The sequence below is a fragment of the Candidatus Thiodiazotropha sp. AKIB8 genome (genome assembly GCF_058244675.1).
The window spans coordinates 77,948-99,726 of the sequence record NZ_JBSYOO010000035.1 but is presented as its reverse complement, the minus strand read 5'-3'; the positions used below and the strand labels follow the sequence as shown (position 1 = coordinate 99,726).

The following is a 21,779-nucleotide window of genomic DNA, read 5'->3' as shown; positions in this document are numbered from 1 at the left end:
GATTTTTCATACTAATACCTCACTTAATCCAAACGTGGATAGACCATCAATTCCTGCACACCTTCTGTAGAGAGTGAGCTGGGCGTTTGATACTCATAAGATGTTGAAAAGTCGAGACCACTGACAGCGCCTGAGCCAACGGTGATCACAACGGGTTGTGAAAGCGTCGAGTAGGCACCGCAGGATTCACCGGCATCACAAATCAGGTTATCCATATCCATGTCCGATCCAGCGACAACAACATAGTCACCTGACGGCACACTACTGAAGCTATAACTAGCAGTCCCAGTATTGGTATTCACAGCATCCTGCTGAACAGCAGCACCCGTTGCATTATTGACAAGCAACACATAATGACGGCCAGCATTCCCTGCAATAGAGGTATCCGTTACCTGCATGATAACTTCTACATTTGCACTGGAGGTACCAGCTGATACCTGAAAGGTTCCGCTATAGGTGGCAGGAGTCAGACCAGTTCGATCGACAGTGACTGTATAGCTACCCATGCCCGATGCATTGACCTGATTGGGTGCTACTGACAGCCAACTGATATTCTCGGTCACCTGCACAGTGCCGACAGTGCCTCCAACCTCTTCAATGTATAGCGTCGATGATTGAAGTGTATTTGAGAAGTTCAGATTCTGTGGGCTCACGCTCAGGGTTGGATCTGTGGGGGTATTGCCCCCTCCTCTCTGCTGTGCAGCTTGCACGGCCTTATAGGCATCAATCAGACCATGACCATAGAGATCATCCCGTCCGGTATTACCGATATCATTCGTCAAGTCACCTGCCGAGAGCATACTGTCGAATTCAGCTGGTGTCAGGCCGGAATAGACCGATTGCATAAGTGCGGCCACGCCAGCCACATGTGGTGCAGCCATCGAGGTGCCGTTATAGAAGTTATAACTGAACTCAATAGTTCCGGATGAGTCATCAGCGGCAGTACTCAGTACGCCATCAGGTCGTCCATCACCATTTAGGTCAGCTTGGGTATCACCGCCAGGCGCTGCAACATCGATCGCACTACCAAAATTGGAATAAGGCGCCCTTTCACGATTCAAATCAACGGCACTGACTGACACCACACCGTCGTATGAAGCAGGATAGGAGAGTTGTGAGGTATTCTCGTTCCCTGCTGCAGCAATTATAATCACGCCTGCACTGCGCGCTGCTGTAACGGCGTTAAGTGTTGCCTGATCGGGAGAACCGCCCCCAAGACTCATGTTGATGATATCTGCTCTTTGCGCAGGCAGTGTACCCGAGTCGTTGGTCAGACCGGCAGAATAGAGAATCCCCTGGGTGATATCGTAGGAGGTTCCACCACCCTTGCCCAGTACACGGATCGGCATAATTCTGGCGCCCCAGGCCACCCCTGCAACACCATTGGAATTATTACTTGCGGCTGCAATCGTTCCTGCCACATGGGAGCCGTGAAATGAAGAGCTGCCACCTTGAACCGCATCACCCACATCATCAGGATTGTTATCGATACCATCTCCATCTCCAGAGATATCGGTACTTGAGATGAAATCATAACCAGCCACCAGTTGACCTGCGAGATCAGGATGACTCAACAACACACCTGTATCGATAACCGAAACGATAACACTGTTATCACCTGTTGTTATATCCCAGGCTTGAGGCAGGTTGATCTGAGGATAGTGCCACTGATAGTTGTAGTACTGGTCGTTTGGCACCGCGCTGGGTTGATAGATATAGTTTGGTTGAGCATAGACCACATCACCACGACTGGAGAGGGATTTGATCGCCATCAATGTATCAAGCTTGAGCTGCTCATCATCGCTCAGGGGAACACTGGTGTCAGTGCGTGCAGCAACCTTTGCATACTGTTCGTTGATAGTCAGCAATTGAACACCGGCACCATTACCTGGTGTCTGCTGGAAATTGAACTGATTCAGTGTAGGATCCTGGGATTTAGCCTGAAATGAGTCAGTATCAAATTTGACTATTACCTCTCCAGGGACAAACTGATCTGACATCCGCAACGCACCTGGTGGCAATGCAGAAGATGGGGTTAAGCCCAGAGACAACAGATAGTTGGAGGCGCCACTGAAAGCGTAGACATTGACGTAATACTGTCCATCGCTAGGTACTATCAATGACTCAAATTGGGAGGTACCGATTGAACGATCAACCAATGCACCATTGGAGTCATAGAGATAGAGGTCCAGATCCACACCAGCAGTACCTATATCACCAATATTCAGCAACAGGGTCTGTCCAGCGGACATATCGACCAGAAAATAGTCATCCCGGTCTCCAGCACTAAAGGAGTTACCAGAATCACCTGCGCCAGCCACATTGACGTAGCCTCCAATATTCACAGGATTTGGGACAGTTTGAGCATTGTTGGCAGGATGATTTGCAACCGATGAGGTTTCAGTGTCATTCACATCACTATCGGTGACCACATATGAAGGCACCGTTAAGCGGCCACTAACGCTGCCACTACCTGTTTGTGACCCATCACCGCCACCATCACCATCGTCTCCCCCATCATCACCACCACCACCTCCACAGGCAGCGATAATGCCTGCAAAGAATAAGGTCAATATTATTTTTGTTAGTTTTTCAGCAAACTTGAGCCTATTCACACCAATCTCCCTTTAAGAAATCTTAGTTTCACCGCGTTCAGATGATTCTAGAGTAATCGAAAACCTTTTCAACGGTGATATTTAACTAATTTTAAGGATTATACTTCTTTAAATGAGCTGTTAATTAGAATTAAGAGACTAGCCTAAATCACCATGAAATGCTGGATTTGGATTCTGTTACTGGTAATAATCCTTTCACAAAGCCACAATACCGCTCCATTATGGGACGCTACAGACCTCCATCACCCCCCAAATCGCCTTATATCACCGAATCCGGCTATGAGACCCTCAAGCAGGAGGCGCATGACTTATGGATTCGTCGACGGGATGTGACCAAAGCACTCGCTGCAGCTGCAGCAGAAGGTGACCGATCTGAGAATGCTGAATATATCTATCGTAAGAAAGAGTTGCGCGAAATTGACTATCGCATCAGATATTTACAGAAGAGGATTCCTATTCTAAAGGTCGTTAATCAACCTCCATCAAATCCAGATCAGGTCTTTTTCGCAGCCTGGGTACAACTTGAAACGGAGGACGGAGATGTGCGGGAGTATCGAATTGTTGGGCCGGATGAGTTAGACAGCGACCCCAAAAATATCAGTCTTGATTCACCTCTTGCCCAGGTTTTGCTCAAGCGCACTCTTGACGACCAGATAGAGGTTGAGACTCCAGCAGGCATAACCCGATACTGGATTGTGGATGTACGGTATGAGCTACCCTGAATTAATCATGAAAAACCCAGCACCTTTGTAAAAGATTCAGACCAAAAAGATTGTAAATCAACGCTGAATAGTTAGTTTAAGGGCACCTCTGTTAATTGCTTGTGCCCTCTGGCTCTACGCCCAGTTCAGTATGAAATACCATCTCTGCTTAAGAGGCCCTCTATCTGTTTATGTATGACAGGATCATCCCACTCCCTTTCACCAACCACCTTGTATATAATTTTCCCTCGACGATTCAACACAAAGGTGGTGGGCATCCCTCTTACCCCCCAGCGTTGACTGATGCGTCCCTGGTAGTCCAAAAGCACTTGAAAATCGATGGGGTAGTCGTTTAGAAATGCATTAACTGCCTCTGCCTCCTCTCCAAGATTTATTGCCAACATAGCGACGCTTTTAGACTTTAATCGATCCCAGGCTCGATTCATTGAGGGTAACTCGTTTCTACAAGGATGACACCAACTCGCCCAGAAGTTGACGATAACAACCCTGCCCCGATAGTCATGGAGCTGGTGAAACTCTCCTTCAAGGTCTTTCAATCTAAAAGGTAGTGCGAGGAGTGGCTTCGCTTCAGACAAAAGCCTTTGATCTGCTGAAATCGCTTTCGGGAGTGATAGCCACAATATAAATAAAAACAGGATCGACCAAGCCAGGCTGGAACGACTGTACCCGAGGCGGTAAGCAGGTCTCAAACTTAAGTTCATAGCAGAGTTCCCACAGTCAGAAACCAGACAGCCCAATTGGTCGAACCCGAAAAACAGCATCGAAAGTAATACAATTTCCAAGCAGGTTTTGTGACATGACTTTGATTAAATATCTCACCCCTCCTCTGCCAACATGCCCCGAACCAGATCCAGTACATGCTCTGGCGGTATGCCATAAGGCACTACAGCAGTGAGTCTTCCTTCACCGTTTATCACGTAGAGGTTTGCTGAATGGTCAATACTATAACCTCCCCCCTTCTTTTCATGGCGCTGATATTGAACACGATATTGTCGGGCCACTTTGGCCACTTCATCTTTGCTTCCAGTTAAGCCGAGCAATCCATCACTGAAGTAATCCACGTAGTTATGCAACACCTCAGGAGTATCTCGTTCAGGGTCCAGTGAGATAAACAAGCCTTGCACTCGATCTGCCTGAGACTTCAAGCCATCGAAAACCATAGCCAGATTCGCCAGTTCGGTGGGACAAATATCAGGACAATAGGTATAGCCGAAAAAAAGCAGTACCAGCTTACCTTTCAGTTGATCAAGTTTAAAAGTTGTATTGTTATGGTCAGTCAAACTGAAATCACCACCTATCTCCTCGCTACTGACTGTTGCCGTTGTTACAGCCAGTATGAAGAAAAGGATCAGAGTTAGTCGCTTCATATTCAGGGACACATTAAATGAGTCTGAAACATACAGAGGAACGGACAAACAGCGATTCATTAAACTGCGGTTTCTGTTTAATGAACCGCCATGGCGAAAACCAGAAAAGTAAAAGCAGTCTATCTTGGTAGCACGATATTGATTCATGACTTTTCAGACATTTCCTCGCTTCACCATCTATTGCACTTCGACTTCAGTACCATGCACCCAACTGGGATCGCCCTTACCCACATCGCCAATGGGAGCAGCAAATGCATCGGCTACCAGAGTATCCACATTGCTGCCTGTCAGGGACTGCAAGAAGACAACTAGATCCTCCTTCTCCAATTCAGTCAGGCCTAGCGGCCTGATCAATGGATCCAACAGTTCATTTGGCACACCACCCAAGTCATAGAAATCAACCACATCCTTCAATGTGCTGAGTGATCCGTTGTGCATATAGGGTGCAGTCAGTGCTATGTTGCGCAGACTGGGTGTCTTGTATTTCCAGCGGTCGTAAGGATTCTCAGTCACCTCATATTGACCCACATCTGTGGGTGGCTTCTCCCCCACAGATTCGATCACAGAACGATCTATATCGAGTGTCACACCGGGAGCAATCGTTACCCGTTCTTTCTCAGGAAAGATACCCATCGACTCCCGAAAACCAATACCTGTATTGTGCATCTGATCATCAAAAAAGAGAGCGAAGCTATCTCCTATCAGGTGGCAGGAAGCACAGCCTGCTTTGCTGGTAAAGAGTGCAAAGCCCCGTTTTGCTGGTGTTGGTATTGCCACTTCATCTCTTCCGTAATACCAACGGTCGAATGGAGAATCTCCTGAAATCAGAGTTCTCTGATAACTGGCCAGCGCCATACCCAAAGTCTCCATCGAAACCCCCTTACCATCGAAAGCCCGCTCAAAAAGACCCTGGTACTCTTTGATCTGACGTATCTTACTCAACACCTGTCCAACTGAAGGATTACCCATCTCATTTTTAGCCAGTAGTGGGCCCCAAACCTGCTGCTCTAAACTCTCTTCACGTCCATCGTGAAAAAGAAGTGAAGCATAGGCAGCATTGTAAATGGTAGGTGAATTGCGGCGCACACTTCGACCTTCGATACCAACTGCCATGGCCAGTTCATTACTGGTAAATCCTTGTTCAGGCACATGGCACATAGCGCAGGAGAAGGTGTCGTTTAACGACAATCTACGATCGTAGAATAGTTTTCTTCCAAGCTCGATTTTCTCTCTTGATAGCGGATTATCTGTCGGCACCGGCACGGGTGGCAGTCCCAGTGGTGGCTTTTCAGCTATGGCGATCAGATCAGCTGCCTCCCCCTGTCTCAACTCCAGATCAAGGGAACGAGTAACATAGTTCTCTGTCTCATATCCCTGTTTATCATCGCCAGGTTTCGAGAGCTGCGAAGGCTGATCCAGATTTAGTGCAACCTTAAAATTTTTCTTCTCACCCTGTTGCTGATGAATAAGTGTCTTCAGATCATTAATGATCAGGTCGTGATGGAGGAAATCGACACTGTAGATATTGCGTATCTTCTTTTCCGGGTCGATAAGAAACACCCGTAAAACGTGGCTGTAACCAACGCTTGTTTTTCCACTACTGTCGACCCCCCGTAGAATCACCTGATTGTATGACTCCAATATGGGCTGTAATTGTTGGTGTGAATCGGTTGTTATGAACTGCCACTCTCCAGCACTACCAGCATATCGAAAATTATTACTATAGAGTTTCATCACCGCTGGTGTATCGACTTCAGGGTCAAAACTAAGACTGATCAATTTCAATTCATTGGCTAATACCCTATCCCTTTTCATTGCCGATTTGATCTTATAAAAAACATGAGATGTGAGAGGGCATCCGTTGAGATCGCTACAGGTACTGTAGATAAAAGCAAGCAGTACATATTGACCGCCAAAGAGATCATAAAGATTCTTACGTTCCCCACTGCTAATGACCACCTCGCCATTAGCAGCATCACCCAGGGAAGGTAGTGTATAGCTGCCTACATCTGGCAGGGAGTAGCCCAGCTCACCATAGCCAGGCGCATAATCAGATGGCTGGTTCACTGATTCAGCAGCTACCGTAGAGACCAGTACTGCAGTAATTGAAAGCAAAGGGATAAGCAAACGGTACATAGAGACTCCAAGGCACTAACAATCCTGGCTGGCATATGCCAGACCAGGATTGTTATCCTCCGAATGTCAGTTAGAGATCCATAAGTGCCAAGTGTTACTTACTAATCGATTCCAGTGCGGCTACAGAGAGATCCTTATCCTCTGGCCTGACTGCACCATACAGTGAGTAAGCACCAAAACGCATCTGGTGAGCCCGACCCAATTTCAGTTCATTGAAGTCTATTGCAAACTTCTCTACCAGCTTGCTGCCGTCCCAGACATAGCTCTTGAAGTACTGATCGTTGTCCCCACCCTTCTTATCCCAGTTTGCCAATAGAGAAGAGGTATAGTAGATACGGGTGCTATCCCAACTGGACGATGCCATGTTGACCTGACGTCCAATCACCTTCTCATAAACCTGCTTCGGCTGATGTGGATTACTCATATCGAAGAGACGGGTCTTGCCGTCCATGAAAGTGTTGACCCAGAGTCGACTGTCATCAGAACTGATAGATATATCCACAGGTAAAGGTACTTTAGAAGCATCACCTATATCTGCTACAGCCTTGGACTGCCATTCACCCTGCTCATCTTCATAGATCAACCAGATTTTTGAAGTCAGTGCAGTGGTTGTCACACACCAGTTATTGTTTGGTTGCCAGGCACAACGTATCTCCAGGGGCGCACCTGGAACATCAAACACTTTTTTCGGTTTCTTGCTGTGTAAATCCCACAACACCACTGTATTGCCAAAACGCTTCATCGCCTCTTTATCCTGCAGCATCTTGCCAAAATCCATCATGTAGTTGGACCAACCCGTGAAGGAGGAGGTAAGCATGATGTTCCGTCGAGGTAATACACGTAAATCGTAGTTATAACCATCTGCGTATTTACCGGTTTTTTCCGCACCCCGCAGATTCTGATCAGTGGGCATCCAGTGTGTCGCAACATATTCCCCCTCATTGGTATATTCCACCAACGCAGTACGACCACCGTGGTCCTTGTTGTTAGATAGACCGGTGATCATGATACGACCTGGTAGTGCATAGGTTGTATGTGGGCCGACAACGCCTCCGCTTTTCTCTACAAAGTCGGTGACAACCTTGTGCAACTTTGGTTTTGCCGGATCGCTATGGACATCGAAAATAAAGAGCTTGTTGGTGTCAAGACCACCCGCCCAGAGATAGTGTCTGTCATCAGAAAAACCTGAGTGGTGAGCTTCATTCCGTCCACCGACGGAAAGCGTATTTATCACCTCTCCATATTTTGATGATTTTGGATTGACGTCAATCGTCACCAGCTTATCCTGCCCATCACCCAAACCTTCGACACCGAGGGTCCAGACGTAGACAAAATCTTCCTGGCCAACAATTTTGGCCATATAGGGTGATTGGCAGGTTTCATCCGCTTGTACGGGGAGAATTGCACCAAACAGCGTGGTAGCCAGAGCCAGGGCGGATGCCAAGGCAAGGGATTTGGCGGGCTTATTTTTAAACAGCCTCATAGTTAGGCCTCCTGTGGTATTAATATTTTTACTATTTCGCTCTACCTCAGCCCTCCTACTGCAGTTGGCCATGTTTGAGTGGCATAAAGATCCACCCAGTCCATAAACTACTCGATACTGTTGATTGCCGAAGATCTATCGGCATGAAAACCGTCTTGACCCTCCTTAGTCCTGCTGCGATACAGCTGGCAGTGAGGTAAGCGGCTATAGAGAAAATAGAATGAATATTCATTCTTGTCAAATATTATACTATGCTGGGTATAATCCCTGACAATCAGATATTCAGTTTCCGGAAACCAGTATGCTCCATTTAAAAAAAGCCCCCTCGGCTAACGCACCAGTCGACAGTCGCATCCTGAGTACCGCACTCGATCTCTTTGTCGAACGCGGCTTTCATAACGTCTCAATACATGACATCCAGAAACAGTCGAATGTCAGTATAGGCTCAATCTACAACCATTTTGGAGGTAAAGAAGGGGTTGCCAAAGCCCTCTACTACCATTTGATCAAAGAGATGGAGGAGTTGGTGGAAGAGGTTATCGCTGAGGGACTGGGCTTTCGGGAGAGCTGTAATCGGATCATCTATCTCCTTTTTGAGTACACAGAGACAAAACGAAATATCATCGCTTATGTGCTGCATGCCAAGCATCAGGAGTTCCTGCCGGATGAGCCCCCGATCTGCAGTGCTACTCCCTTTAAGAGAATGCGCAGTATTGTGCAGCAAGGAATAGATTCAGGGGAGATCCGTGATGGTGACCCCTGGGTTATCGCCTCTACGGTTTTCGGTGGCGCTATCCGTTTGATCCATTTACGACTGGATGGCGTGCTTGGCGTGCCTCTGCCCACACTCTACGATGAGCTTATCGACTGCACTTGGCAAGGAATGATGCCGACATCTATTCATGAGAGTGTGGCGTGACAGACTGACGCCTACTACACTACTCAGCCACCATGAGCATGCCCTATGAGGCAACTCAACCTGTAGCAGGGCAATCTCTGTAGAACGGCATGGGTCGAACAATCTCAATATTCAATTTGTAGAAAAATCTAACAAACCAGAGGCGGCTCATCCATTTTTGCAATCTGCTCGCGAAGCGTGAGGATATGATCTTCCCAGAACCGAACTGAATCAAACCAGGGAAATGCCGCAGGAAAAGCTGGATCGTCCCAACGCTTGGCAAGCCAACCTGCATAGTGAACCAATCTCAAACTGCGTAGTGCTTCCAAGAGGTGTAACTCAGAGGGATTAAAGTCATAAAACTGAGTATAGCCCTCCAGTAAGTCCCCCAGCCGTTCGGTCATGAAACGTCGATCCCCTGAGAGAAACATCCATAGATCCTGCAGTGCAGGCCCTGTTCTGGTGTCATCGAAATCCACAATCTGGGGGCCATCATCCCGCCAAAGGATATTTCCAGGGTGACAATCTCCATGTAGACGAATCATGTTTATACTCCCTGCCCTGCTATAACAGGCCTTGATTCGGCTTTCCAGGTCTACCAGCACACTCTTATAAGCGGTCAACAGGTGGTCAGGAATAAAGTCATGGTCCAACAGATAACTACTGGGCCGATGTAGATAGCTCTCGATATCAAGTTTAGGTCGGTGTTTAAATGAGTCGCTCGCACCAAGAAGATGGATTCTTGCGATGAATCGCCCGAGCTGTTCAAGCTGATCCGGATCATCCAACTCCGGGGCGCGGCCACCACGACAGGGGAAGAGAGAGAATCTCACCCCGTTGAAATGGTGCAATGTGAGACCATCAACATCGATTGATGGAGAAATTACCGGTATTTCCTGTTGCGATAAGGCCAGTGTGAACTGGTGCTCTTCAATAATCGCTTCATCACTCCAGCGATCAGGGCGATAGAACTTTGCCACCAGCGGTGCCCCTTCCTCAATACCAATCTGGAAAACGCGGTTCTCGTAGCTGTTCAACGCAAGAAAATGGCCGCTACAAACCACCCCAGTCGATTCAATGGCATCAAGTATGGTATCAGGGGTCAGAACAGCAAAGGCGTGTTGATATGAGAAATCAGAGTCAGTCATAAAAACAAACTACCAGACAATTACCCCTGCAACCAGATAGTTTGCTTTCGATCTCAGAGATAATGCCTGCAGCAAGAGATCAAAATGCCGCTGTAGATGTTCTACAGCAGGTTTTGATAACCAAGTCTGCAGGCAGGCTCAATGCAGCCTGTCTCTAAGATAATCATAATCTTAGTGGCTTTAAGGCCTGAAAGATAATTATCTGGTTGTCGGGTAAATAACCACAAGATTATTCATAACATCTGAGATTCCACTACTCAGCCGGCGCTTCAGTTGCCTGTTCCCGTTTACGAGCCAGAATATAGCGAATAGGCATACCGACTTCATCCAAAACCAGATCAAAACCATGCATGTCAAACAGACTTTTCAGATCGCAGTTATGCCATGTATCCAGAAACGGCTCATGAATGGTCTTGGCAAACCAGCTGAAATAGAGCCCTTTTATTCCATAGCGACGAGTCATTTCCCAATATCCACTATAGGCCTGAGTCGGAGACGGCTCTCCGATTGCAAGTAAACTTCCCGGTTCAAGGATACGGTTGATCTCTTTCAGGCTTTTTTCAACATATTTGATCGGCATCTCATGAAACAGAAAACAGGCTGTAGCACCATCAAATCGCCTGTCTGGAAATCCTGTTTCTTCTGCAATGCCCTGGATAAATTTGATATTCGGATACTCTTCAGCACCAGACTTAAGGAGATAGGGCGAGGGATCAATACCCCATACATCGTCGACACCGACCGCTGCCAGTTCTGCAGCAACGCCACCTCCGGAACATCCCACATCAAGAACTCGCGCCACATCTTTGAATTCCGAGGCCAAACGTTTTCTCAGTTTTTTGATCTCTCCCAGCATGAATCGGTCAAAGTTATTGATATAACGTTGCGTCATCACTTTTGAGTAGTTGCCATTGGGAAAGTTATGAAACTCACGCAGAATATATTTTGGGATCATATCCCGCCCCGGCATCTCCTCCGGCAGCACAACTGTAGGCCGCTTTTTCGCTGCCACCAGCTTAAGAAAAGACCAGATTGCAGCAGGACTCTTCAGTACCAGCTGATCTGGCCAGGCATCGGGAATTTCGACTGCCTCCCAATCTGGAACTCGTGGATCCTGAATACTCTGGGAACCAAACTCATGAAGCGATTTATCTATTGTCATGCTCATTTTCAGCCTCCTTGCTATAACCTCTTGCGATCATAAGACACGTACATCATGAACGTATATCATCAACTGGCTCGAATTATACTCAACAGACTCATCAGCAAGCAATTCTCTACGTCGATTTATTACCAAAAAAAGCAAATATGATAAGCAGTTAGGTAATTCTATCCAAGAATCGTTCTTATTTAGATGAGGCAAGTCACTTGCCATGAAGATAAAACAAAAACATACTCTCGCCGGAGTAAAGACAATATTGACAGGCTGACTCATGACTAAACTCACTTCAGAGCTGCGAGCGCCCAACGAAAACTGGTTGAAGCGTTGGCAAGAGAACAACATAGGCTGGCACCATGTCTCATTCAACCAGCATCTACTGAATCACTGGCACGCCCTTTTTCTGCCATCAGATTCACTGGTACTGGCTCCTCTATGTGGTAAAAGCAAGGATATGTTCTGGTTAGCAGAACAAGGGTATAGAATTCGTGGAGTAGAATTGAGCCGGCTGGCGATTGAGCACTTTTTCACAGAGCACAGCCTACAACCCTCTATTAAGGCATCGGAGCACTATGAGCACTGGACTCAGGGGCCATATGAACTACTTTGCGGAGATATATTCGATCTATCGCATCTAGATAACAGTGATGTCGATGCAGTATATGACAGAGCCTCATTGGTTGCCCTTAACCCAGAACAGAGAGCCCAGTTCGTCCGCACACTCATAGAGGTCTTGCCAAAACGGGCAAAAATTCTACTGGTGACGCTGGAGTACCCACAACAAGAGATGGCCGGACCGCCCTATAGTGTCCATGAGGAGGAGGTCAGGTCACTGTTCGCGCCCCACTACACCATCAATTTATTACATACACTTGATCTGCTCAAAGATACCGATCGATACCGTGAACATGGCGTTAGCGAAATGGTGGAGAAGATCTATCTTCTGAAGCCATCCGATCATCCCTGAAAAGAGATAAAAATTAGTAGTAACCAATCTCTGCTACAGGTGTTGATGCTCAACTCTAACAGTTTGTTGCTCATAGCCCAGTCAAACCAGCCCTCCCTGGATGTGACCTGCAGTTGCATATTATGCTGAGCCAGATCTTGTAGTAGACCACCATCGACTGTAGATAGCCTAATAACAGACCAATAGGTGAATCAGTAATCTAAATTGGCAACCTTGGCATTGATTTAGGTAATCAGCTGGATTTATGCTCAAATTACCCTTTACCATTCAATATCGAGACAGATCGGAGAGGTGCCAGAGTGGCCGAATGGGCCTGACTCGAAATCAGGTGATCCCTTCAAGCTAAATACCGACAAGCCTATGATGAAGGAATAAAAGAGTCAGTAAAACTAATTGACAGAATTCTGACAGAACGACTTGACTATAATAAATTAAATAATGAAGACTCTTACATATTTTACAGTTATTCAGAGAAGAAGAATGTAAGAGGGAAAGTACTATTTACTGACGACATATACAGAAAAATTGTAATGGGTATGTTTGGAAATTATTATTCCATACCCACCAAGGAGCCAACCTATAAAACATTAGCCGATAAACTGAGTAAAATACCATCAAATATGGCAAGAGTTTTTATATATTGCGCTGTCGGTGATTGCGGATTAGTAATACAACCAAAATTATTAGTAGATGGTAAAGATGCACACTACATTTACAAAGAGGGATTTTTCTATATAGACCTAAAGCCAGGCCAACACACTCTTACTTTTGAGTATGATGGAGATCGTCTGCTATCAGACCTCATAAGTTCTCAAGTAAAATCAGCAGGCCCTGTATCATTAAATGTCAAAAATAATCAGCAATATTTTATTAAGTTCCAACATCCAGGATTGGTAACTATCGGCTACAGTGCTGATATTGTTGAAAAGGATGAAGCATTAAAAGCAATCAGTGAATTACAATACAAAGGCACGAGGCATGGACCTGGGTTATGAATCAGGAGATAGGTTAGCACCCCTCTATTAGGGGGGTATCAATAAATTCGGCAGTCCTGTAGGGGCTGGCCTCAGTCCTGTGGAGGTCGCTCACTATGTCATATAGCCGAAGAGTAAATAGTGACAGTTCTAGATAGTTCGCCTTGGGTCCACTGTCGCTGAGTACCCAAGCGAATTAGTTGTCATCCAAACATCTTGCTGACTGTATCGAACGTTATGTAAAGTCAGTCATACTCGGTGTCAGAATCAGTGTCCAGCTCACTGAATCAGTATATTCGAGTGTTTTGCTTATATATATGGTCTATTTATTGATGAACACAAAGTACATGAACATAAAGTTGAGATGTCAGCGCTCCAGAATCCAATAATCCTAAATTGTAACTATATGATTTATATGTATTTTTTATTGAGTATGCCAGGTAATTCAATCTGCTTTAGATTCACTTAAGCTCAAAAATGTTGTGAAGTTTTGAATAAAGTGTGCTTTTTTGTGCCTAAAGCATGCGTAAAAGCAATGAAGCAAGACGAACGTGAACTATATATGGATAATAGAAGATAAGGTTAAATAACCAAGTTTATGACTCGGTTTTTCATAGGTTTCTGAAATAAGATATTTAATATAAAGAGTCATTTTTGTTTTGAATTATTTTCACTCAAGATGATTAGGTTCTATGTTCCATCAAAAACAAAGCACGGATTGCTTATGTAATCTTAAAACAAACATAGGTGAGTTTAGTTGACAGATCTTGACAATAGAAAATTACTAAACTTAATCCGATATGCGCCGGTTGCTGTAGTTTTTGTATTTGCTTTAGCTGTGAATATTATTGCAATTCAGGATAAGCGAGCGCAAGCTGCTTTGAGTATAGAAAACCTTCGTGAAGAGCTTATATTTCAACAGAAAGAGATGATACGCTCCGAAGTTTCTCAAGCCTACAAACAGGTCATCCTAAAAAAATACCAATTAGAAAGTGATTTAAAAGAGAGCGCAAAACAGCGTGTTTATGAAGCCTATGGAATCGCGAATTACGTATATGCACGTAATATTGGTAAATCTAGGGCTGAAATAGAAAAGCTGATCAGAGAATCGCTCCGGCCAATTCGTTTTTTTGATGGAAGAGGCTACTATTTCATTCTGGATATGAATGGAAATACCATCATGAATGCCGGTAATCCTGAAATGGAGGGGAAAACAAATTGGGAGTCACGAGATGAAAAAGGAAATTATATATTCAATGGAATGCTGGATATAGCAGAGGAGCATCGAGAAGGCGCTTTTCACTGGCTCTTTAAAAAACCTGGCGGGCCCGCTGAGAAGAAATTTGACAAGGTCGGTTATGTTAAACGATTCGAACCCTTTGACCTGTTGATTGGTACTGGCGAGTACCTATCTGACTTTGAAGAAAGCGTTAAAGAAGACCTACTTGATTGGTTTTCAGAATATGAGTATGGAGAAGGTGGTTATTTTTTTGTATTAGATAAGAATGGAATTCTGCTAGCGCACCATCGGCATGATTTTCTAGGTTTGAATATAAATACTGGAACCCCCCTTCAAGAAAATTATTTTAACAATATTATGCAACAAGTGCGTAATGGGGGGGGTTATGTTGATTACTCTAAACCTCTTACACTGAGTGGAACAGTTAAGTTAAAACAAATCAACTATGTAAAGAAAATAAAAGGTTGGGATTGGATTATTGGTACAGGATTCAGCGCCCAAAGTTTTGAAAGGCGTTTAAAGATAAAAGAAGAAGCACTTGTCAGAGCCAACCAACAAAGTTTAACCAATCTGATCTACCTCACTATAGCTTCTATGTTATTACTTACTGGCAGTTCTTTATTTGTTGGTAATTTAATAGCCAGGCGCTTCGAGGTCTTTCAAAAAAAGATACGTGAGGATTTTGACGAACTTGATGAAACAAAAAACAAGATGGAGTACATGGCGCTACATGATGACTTAACAAATTTACCCAATCGCGTTCATATGCTAAAGAATATTCAAAAGCATATTGATCTAAGCCAAACAGACAACAAAATACTAGCAGTTATGTTTGTTGATTTAGATAACTTTAAAAATATCAATGATATATATGGCCATCAGGTTGGTGATCAATTACTTGGAGTAGTTAGCAGAAAGTTTGAGCTATTGACAGGTTGTAGTGAAAGCGTATCTCGATTTGGTGGTGATGAGTTTATGTTTTGTTATCCAAACTTGAATGATACAGAAGATGCTAAAGATAAAGCATCCCTCATACATGAAACATTGTCTGGCCCCATTGATATAGACGGTCGAACGCTCACTATTGGTTGTAGTATTGGCGTTTCAATCTACCCAGATAACAGCACAGACGCTGAAGGCCTTATAAACCAGGCGTACACAGTTCTTTATAAATCTAAATCTCAAAGAAAGGGGCAGTCTCTTTTTTATAGTAGTTCTATTACTGAGCAGATTAAACGTCGAGCAGTAATTGAGCATGAGTTAGCTCTCGCAACAAAGGACAATGGATTTACGGTTTTCTACCAGCCACAATCAAGTTTCCATGACAAGAATATTCTTAGTGTCGAGGCACTGGCTAGATGGAATCACCCTGCTTTGGGTATTATTTCACCAACAGAATTTATCGCTATAGCAGAGGAAGCAGGATTAATTAATGACCTCGGTATATTAATATTTAGACGTGCTTGTGAAGATATTTACGAGCTTTCACCTAATGGAAAAGATGCACTTAAACTATCAGTTAATATCTCTCCTGTTCAGCTCATGGACCCAGAGCTGGGTCACAGCTTATTGGAAATTTGTGCTGAAATAGGTATTGACCCGAAGCGGATCACTTTAGAAGTCACAGAAAACATTTGCATCCAAGACTTAGATGCAGTAAGGCTACTATTGACACAATTAAGAGAGCAAGGCTTTGGCTTGTCACTGGATGATTTTGGTACAGGTTATTCGTCTCTCAACTATATCACTAGTTTACCGCTAACCGAATTAAAAATAGATCGTTGTTTTATAAATCGATTCATAGGCAATCACCAAAGTAACATGCTTGTTCGTATGATTATAGGAACTGGTCGTCTGTGTGGGCTGGTTGTTGTAGCAGAGGGTGTTGAAACAAGCTCTCAGTTCAAAAAGTTACTCAATTATGAGTGTGATATATTGCAAGGTTACTATCTTGATAAACCTTTAAATATAGGGCAATTGTCTAAGAGAATCGTGAAAAGTAAACCTGTAAACAACACTGATACTACCCTGCCTGGTTCCCAATAAAACTGAGATGAAGCATTTAACGATTATATTGATCCTACTAGGTTGTTATCCCTTTAGTTCATTCGGTGATCCGAAAATAGTGAAACTTTGGCGTCATGACGCGAGAGAGATTGAAATTACAGCGTCGTTTGCCTCAATAAAAAGATTTAATGAGAGTCAAAGTCAATGGAAAATCGTACCTGATCTTATTCCCGAGGCTTCCTATACCTTATCTACTACGGCCGCAGCACAAGCTGGTCTACTTCCTTGCGTGATTGAAATAGACCAGCCTCTAGTACCAAGTTTTGCCTGGAAGGGATATATACGACCTTTAGATGAGCTCATTGATGAGGAGATGTTGCAGTCAGTAAATACAACTGCAAAAGGGATTTACAATGGTAAAGTCTATTCAATCGGTCCACTAGATGTCTCATTAGCTCTGTTCACAAGAAAGTCGCTAATCAATCAAATAAAAGCTCGCTATCCGACTCTAGAGCATCCATGGAGTAGAGATGAATTTATGGCGATCCTAAAGGCTGTGAAAGCAACAGGAGAATATAAATATCCATTTGATATAAGAGCACATGACACAACGGAATGGATTCCTTATGCATGGGCTCCTATGATGCTTTCCTGGGGAGCGGATCTAATAGATCGCAGCAATAATATAACAGTAGATGGCTTTTTGAACTCAGACAATGCAATTAAGTTTGGGGAATGGATACAATATTTGGTACAGGAACAATATATTGACCCTACCCCCCCAAATGACGAAGGCTTCATTAGAGGAACTATTGCTGTTCAATATGGTGGTTCCTGGGCTTTAAGTAGTTACTACAATGCTTTTAAAGAGGATTTAGCAGTATTGCCAGTTCCAGATTTTGGAAATGGATCTTTTGTCGGTGGTGGCACCTGGCACTGGGCAATAACGGAAAGTTGCCAACATCCAGAAGCGGCTGTCGAGTTAATTACTTTTTTAATGACAGCAGAGGAAACCCTTGCAAGCTCCAGTGTAATGGGGATATTTCCGACTAACAGCCATACTGCTGATTTGAGCGAAGATTATGGCGTACAAGGTAAATGGCGAATTCTTTATGAATTGTCGACCCGTACCGCCAGATTTAGGCCAGCGACTCCTGCGTATTCAGTTATATCCTCCAGCTACATAAAAGCCATGAGTGATATCGTAAATGGTATGCCACCAGCTATCGCCCTGGATCTGGCTGTTGAGAATATTAACGCCGCTTTTGATAGACATCAAAACTATATTACGCCCTACAGGTAGGAAGTATTAGAATACAAGAACAAAAGATGGATCTATATACGCATACAATAAGGTTATTACCATATTAAGGCTGTATCTCACGCTTTCAACTAAAAAACAGTCAATTTAATTACACTTTGTATAAATAGTTTTTTCCAAAAAAAGAATATAAATCCTATTGACCGTGCTGCTTATTCAAATACAATGCAGTGCGCTAGGAACTAAACTACTAAAGAGTGGTTTTGATCTTAGGGCTTAGGCTAAGCGTAAAGGTCTGTGATGTATTCATAATGGATGTCTGTAATGGAAGAGATAGTTACTACCCTGATCTCTATTATTTATGACAGATTGTTAACAACCGACTTTCGGAACTAAATTACAATTTAGAATAATACAAATTTTGTTGTGCTGAAATAGTATCAACTAAGACTTTACCTTCAATTACATACTATCTAAAACGTCGCAGTCTTGCGCGTAATCTGAGTGATCAGATTATGTCACAAGGGACGAGGTCGCTGTTGATTTATATTACAGTAGCCTCAGGAATAATTAATAATCAGTATGGAGATTTATAAAAAATGATTTCGTCTCGGCTATCATTTCTTTCGCTAGCGTTTATAACACCCTGCATGGTAAATGCAGCAACTTTACAATTTGACTTCAGTGCAACACAGGATATTTTTGGTAATAATGTAGGCGTTCAACCGGGAAGCTATTTTTTAATTGACACTACAGTGGTAAATACATCATCTACCGCAGGGGCTGGTCTGTTTGATAGTGCAGTCAATGGTGGGCATATCGATGTGGTTGATCTGAATGGTCCAGCCAGCTATGAGCTGACCGACGCTGTACCTATTACGACAAGCACGAGTAGTAATGGTCTAAACACTGTCTGGACTATAGGGGCCGCAACTGGTCCTCAACCTGCACAGATAGAGCTGACGTTCAGTGGGCTTGATTTAATCACTGACTTATCTGATGACTTCAGTATCTATAACGACAGTTTTCTTGGTGGAAGTGTCACAACCACTGACTCCAATCCTCTTATTGGGGAAACGACAATAAACATTGGAAGTGATTTTCTGGTTTCCGATGTTTCTGATGTTGCTCCAGTTCCTCTACCTCCTACATTTTACTTGATGGCTTCTTCTCTCATCATGTTGCTGTGGCGAAGTAATCTCTCTTTTTCGAGCGCTAAAACGTTAATGACCAGCTAGGTAATCGACGATGTTGGCCCGGTAGTTGAAAGGGTTCTTATATATACTGATGTTGATGGCTATCAGGGTTTAGTATATCTCGGTATCATATTCAATATACCGGGCTAACATTTTGACACGGCCATACTAAAACAGGTGGGTGGTCGAGGGGCAGCATCAGCTGCCTGCGGAATCAGCAGCTCGAGAAGTCATTGGGGTCACCGGGTTTTAACAGCTTTAGCTGGCTCGCGAAGCTGTAGAGTATCAGTGACGATATGAGCAAATTGAGTCAGGTTTACTCTTGACTTGGGCACCAGCGCGGCAGTTGACCCGCATGCGCTATATCGAGTGGAATCCAGTGTGTGCTGAGATGGTGGATTCACCCTGGCATTACCGCTGGTCGAACTACCGCTGCATTGGTCAGGGCAGAGCCTCTATACTAGTCATAATTTAATCCATAGGGTCATACTAAGCCGAAGCCCCTCATCAGAGGCCGCTGACACAGTTTGATTTAGTCAATAGATTCATAAACTCGATAGGTACCCTTACCCGCCATCTTCGCCTCATACATAGCATGGTCTGCATTTCTAATCAGTGTCTTGACTTCCAGATAATTATCATAGTGATAAACTGCAATACCAATAGAGATACCAATAAAACAGGTCTCGCCTTGGCAGTCATAGGACTCTTCAACACGCTCAAGGATTTTACTGGCCACCTGAATAGCATTTTCTCTGGGAAGCTTTGCGTCTTCAATGAGTAGCGCAAACTCATCACCACCCAGACGCCCTAAAATATCGTTTTCCCTAACACTCTGGGCAAGTCTCAATGCGGTCTCTTTCAAAATCCGATCTCCGGCTTCATGACCGAAGCTGTCGTTGATGATTTTAAAACCATCCAGATCAAAATATAACACTGCACCACTGGACTTGTTTCGACGGGCTCGAATTAATGCACGCCTCACTGACTCATAAAAAAATCTACGATTAACCAAACCGGTAAGAGGGTCATAATTGGCCATCTGATTGAGCTTCTGCATCGCCGTCTGCCGACGACTTGTCTCCATCATGAATTTCTCAAGCACCGCATTATAAAAGGCGGCAATAGGTGCAGCATCAGTTTCTGGTTCAATATCGACAGGTCTGGAAAAATTACCGCTACGGGCTTGTTCATCCATCTGAGTAATTAGATCCAAAATTGAGGTACCGGCCCCATGCTCGGAAATATTCAATCCGATCCGTTCATCCATAGCACTAACTCGCAGAGGCACCAGCTTGTTCAGTAACCACAACAGGGAGAAACCGAAACCAAAACTGTAGAGACCGATGGAAGTAACTCCAAGCAGTTGAATCCAGAAAAAATCCAATCGAGTCAACTCACTGCCCCAACTACCATCCGGAGCAAACAGGGCTACAGCCAAGGTACCCCAGATACCGGCTACCAGATGAACAGAGACCGCACCTATGGCATCGTCGATTTTCCAACGCTCCAGCATGGGTGTGCTATAGACAACGATAAAACCACTAATTAAGCCGATGAGCATAGCACTGACCGGTTCCACCAGATTACAACCTGCCGTTATACCGACCAATCCGGCAATAACCCCATTCATTACCCGGTCCACCAAGGGTTGCCCATCACGTAGCCAACTGGCAGTCAATGCACTGATACCACCCACAGCACCTGCCATCGCAGTGTTGACTATGATCAGCGGTATATCGTTTGACAGGCGCAGGGTGGAACCGCCATTGAATCCAAACCAGCCGAACCAGAGCAGAAAAACCCCAACAGTGGCGATTGGCAGAGAGTGACCCTCTACAGGTCGTCCATTTTCACCGAATCGGCCGATCCTGGGGCCGATAATAATCAGCGCAGCCAGAGCAATCCAACCACCGACAGAGTGAACCACAGAGGATCCGGCAAAATCCTTGAAGCCCATTTGACCAAGCCACCCTGTCATCTCTCCAGCCTCATTCATGGCCCATGCCCAATGGCCGACAATAGGATATATAGTGCCGGCCAGAACGACTGTTGTAAGGATATACCCAAGAAAGCGCATACGTTCCGCCACAGCACCGGAAACGATGGTTGCTGCCGTTCCACAAAAAACCGCCTCGAAGAAGAAAAAGCTTAAGTCATGTCCACCTGTACCATTTCCAATCATAAAATGATCAGTACCCAACAAACCCCATTGGCTGGTACCGAACATGAGGCCAAAACCAAACAGGGCATATAGCGATAGGGAAATACAGAAATCGACCAGATTTTTGATGGCGACATTGATGCTGTTTTTAGAGCGGACCAGTCCACTTTCAAGGCAGGTAAATCCTCCCTGCATCAAGGTAACTAAAAACCCACAGGTCAAGATCCATAACATGTCACTGCTAATTGCATCCACTTCGTTCTGCTCTCCGATTCAAACAAGTTTGGTTAAGTGTGTAACTGGTCAAAACAACCGAGCCTGAACACTGTGCAATTTATATTCCATAATCATGGGTAAACATATCTCACTGTATTTCTTCGTCTTTTTTTGCTATTGAGTAACGCCCCCGTTGTCATGTTTCGAACATTTCGAGTGTATTACC

Annotated in this window: 15 protein-coding genes; 7 read left to right on the top strand and 8 right to left on the bottom strand. The window is 44.5% G+C overall.

Annotated elements, in window-relative coordinates:
• Positions 1 to 23: 23 nt before the first annotated feature.
• Positions 24 to 2,615 (bottom strand): S8 family serine peptidase, encoded by a 2,592-nt coding sequence (locus AC4IFB_RS10545; RefSeq protein ID WP_490780150.1) that lies wholly within the window; start codon positions 2,613 to 2,615, stop codon positions 24 to 26.
• 158 nt (positions 2,616 to 2,773) lie between these two features.
• Between AC4IFB_RS10545 and greB the strand changes: the two genes are divergently transcribed.
• The gene (greB, locus tag AC4IFB_RS10540) at positions 2,774 to 3,337 is read left to right on the top strand and encodes a transcription elongation factor GreB (RefSeq protein WP_490780149.1); all 564 of its coding nucleotides are present in this window, start codon (positions 2,774 to 2,776) and stop codon (positions 3,335 to 3,337) included.
• Between the two features lie 125 nt (positions 3,338 to 3,462).
• On the opposite strand, the gene AC4IFB_RS10535 is transcribed toward greB, so the two are convergent.
• The 4 genes from AC4IFB_RS10535 to mtoX form a co-directional block, all read right to left on the bottom strand.
• Positions 3,463 to 4,038, bottom strand: coding sequence for a TlpA disulfide reductase family protein (locus AC4IFB_RS10535; protein ID WP_490778455.1), 576 nt, complete (start codon positions 4,036 to 4,038; stop codon positions 3,463 to 3,465).
• A 114-nt stretch (positions 4,039 to 4,152) separates the two neighbouring features.
• Complete coding sequence (locus tag AC4IFB_RS10530) at positions 4,153 to 4,704, bottom strand: SCO family protein (RefSeq protein WP_490780148.1); 552 nt, start codon at positions 4,702 to 4,704, stop codon at positions 4,153 to 4,155.
• A 177-nt stretch (positions 4,705 to 4,881) separates the two neighbouring features.
• A complete protein-coding gene (locus AC4IFB_RS10525) occupies positions 4,882 to 6,840 on the bottom strand; it encodes a cytochrome c peroxidase (protein ID WP_490780147.1) in 1,959 nt (652 codons plus the stop codon).
• A gap of 94 nt (positions 6,841 to 6,934) precedes the next feature.
• Positions 6,935 to 8,323 (bottom strand): methanethiol oxidase, encoded by a 1,389-nt coding sequence (mtoX, locus tag AC4IFB_RS10520; protein ID WP_490778452.1) that lies wholly within the window; start codon positions 8,321 to 8,323, stop codon positions 6,935 to 6,937.
• A 301-nt stretch (positions 8,324 to 8,624) separates the two neighbouring features.
• Between mtoX and AC4IFB_RS10515 the strand changes: the two genes are divergently transcribed.
• Positions 8,625 to 9,242 carry a TetR/AcrR family transcriptional regulator gene (locus tag AC4IFB_RS10515; protein ID WP_490778451.1) on the top strand — a complete coding sequence of 206 codons (618 nt, stop codon included), beginning with the start codon at positions 8,625 to 8,627 and terminating at the stop codon, positions 9,240 to 9,242.
• Between the two features lie 128 nt (positions 9,243 to 9,370).
• Here AC4IFB_RS10515 and AC4IFB_RS10510 read toward each other — a convergent pair whose 3' ends face one another.
• Together AC4IFB_RS10510 and AC4IFB_RS10505 are read right to left on the bottom strand one after the other, a co-directional pair.
• Positions 9,371 to 10,369: a serine/threonine protein kinase gene (locus tag AC4IFB_RS10510; protein ID WP_490778450.1), complete on the bottom strand. Its 999-nt coding sequence runs from the start codon at positions 10,367 to 10,369 to the stop codon at positions 9,371 to 9,373.
• A gap of 253 nt (positions 10,370 to 10,622) precedes the next feature.
• Entirely contained in the window at positions 10,623 to 11,537 is a 915-nt protein-coding gene (locus AC4IFB_RS10505; protein WP_490778449.1) for a class I SAM-dependent methyltransferase, read from the bottom strand.
• Between the two features lie 265 nt (positions 11,538 to 11,802).
• Here AC4IFB_RS10505 and AC4IFB_RS10500 point away from each other — a divergent pair, with 265 nt between their 5' ends.
• From AC4IFB_RS10500 to AC4IFB_RS10480, 5 genes are all read left to right on the top strand, one after another.
• Positions 11,803 to 12,495 carry a thiopurine S-methyltransferase gene (locus tag AC4IFB_RS10500; RefSeq protein WP_490780146.1) on the top strand — a complete coding sequence of 231 codons (693 nt, stop codon included), beginning with the start codon at positions 11,803 to 11,805 and terminating at the stop codon, positions 12,493 to 12,495.
• 530 nt (positions 12,496 to 13,025) lie between these two features.
• A complete protein-coding gene (locus AC4IFB_RS10495) occupies positions 13,026 to 13,490 on the top strand; it encodes a hypothetical protein (protein ID WP_490780145.1) in 465 nt (154 codons plus the stop codon).
• A 736-nt stretch (positions 13,491 to 14,226) separates the two neighbouring features.
• Positions 14,227 to 16,755 (top strand): bifunctional diguanylate cyclase/phosphodiesterase, encoded by a 2,529-nt coding sequence (locus tag AC4IFB_RS10490; protein ID WP_490780144.1) that lies wholly within the window; start codon positions 14,227 to 14,229, stop codon positions 16,753 to 16,755.
• A gap of 79 nt (positions 16,756 to 16,834) precedes the next feature.
• Complete coding sequence (locus AC4IFB_RS10485; RefSeq protein ID WP_490778445.1) at positions 16,835 to 18,019, top strand: extracellular solute-binding protein; 1,185 nt, start codon at positions 16,835 to 16,837, stop codon at positions 18,017 to 18,019.
• Positions 18,020 to 18,576: 557 nt separating this feature from the next.
• Entirely contained in the window at positions 18,577 to 19,215 is a 639-nt protein-coding gene (locus AC4IFB_RS10480; RefSeq protein ID WP_490780143.1) for a hypothetical protein, read from the top strand.
• A gap of 490 nt (positions 19,216 to 19,705) precedes the next feature.
• Here the strand turns inward: AC4IFB_RS10480 and AC4IFB_RS10475 are convergent, their stop codons facing one another.
• A complete protein-coding gene (locus AC4IFB_RS10475; protein ID WP_490780142.1) occupies positions 19,706 to 21,592 on the bottom strand; it encodes an ammonium transporter in 1,887 nt (628 codons plus the stop codon).
• Between the last annotated feature and the right edge of the window lie 187 nt (positions 21,593 to 21,779).

Excerpts from the sequence above, each read along its gene's own strand:
- greB (WP_490780149.1), top strand. The coding sequence starts at position 2,774 with ATGCTGGATTTGGATTCTGTTACTGGTAATAATCCTTTCACAAAGCCA.
- AC4IFB_RS10535 (WP_490778455.1), bottom strand. The coding sequence starts at position 4,038 with ATGAACTTAAGTTTGAGACCTGCTTACCGCCTCGGGTACAGTCGTTCC.
- AC4IFB_RS10530 (WP_490780148.1), bottom strand. The coding sequence starts at position 4,704 with ATGAAGCGACTAACTCTGATCCTTTTCTTCATACTGGCTGTAACAACG.
- AC4IFB_RS10525 (WP_490780147.1), bottom strand. The coding sequence starts at position 6,840 with ATGTACCGTTTGCTTATCCCTTTGCTTTCAATTACTGCAGTACTGGTC.
- mtoX (WP_490778452.1), bottom strand. The coding sequence starts at position 8,323 with ATGAGGCTGTTTAAAAATAAGCCCGCCAAATCCCTTGCCTTGGCATCC.
- AC4IFB_RS10515 (WP_490778451.1), top strand. The coding sequence starts at position 8,625 with ATGCTCCATTTAAAAAAAGCCCCCTCGGCTAACGCACCAGTCGACAGT.
- AC4IFB_RS10510 (WP_490778450.1), bottom strand. The coding sequence starts at position 10,369 with ATGACTGACTCTGATTTCTCATATCAACACGCCTTTGCTGTTCTGACC.
- AC4IFB_RS10505 (WP_490778449.1), bottom strand. The coding sequence starts at position 11,537 with ATGAGCATGACAATAGATAAATCGCTTCATGAGTTTGGTTCCCAGAGT.
- AC4IFB_RS10500 (WP_490780146.1), top strand. The coding sequence starts at position 11,803 with ATGACTAAACTCACTTCAGAGCTGCGAGCGCCCAACGAAAACTGGTTG.
- AC4IFB_RS10495 (WP_490780145.1), top strand. The coding sequence starts at position 13,026 with ATGGGTATGTTTGGAAATTATTATTCCATACCCACCAAGGAGCCAACC.
- AC4IFB_RS10480 (WP_490780143.1), top strand. The coding sequence starts at position 18,577 with ATGATTTCGTCTCGGCTATCATTTCTTTCGCTAGCGTTTATAACACCC.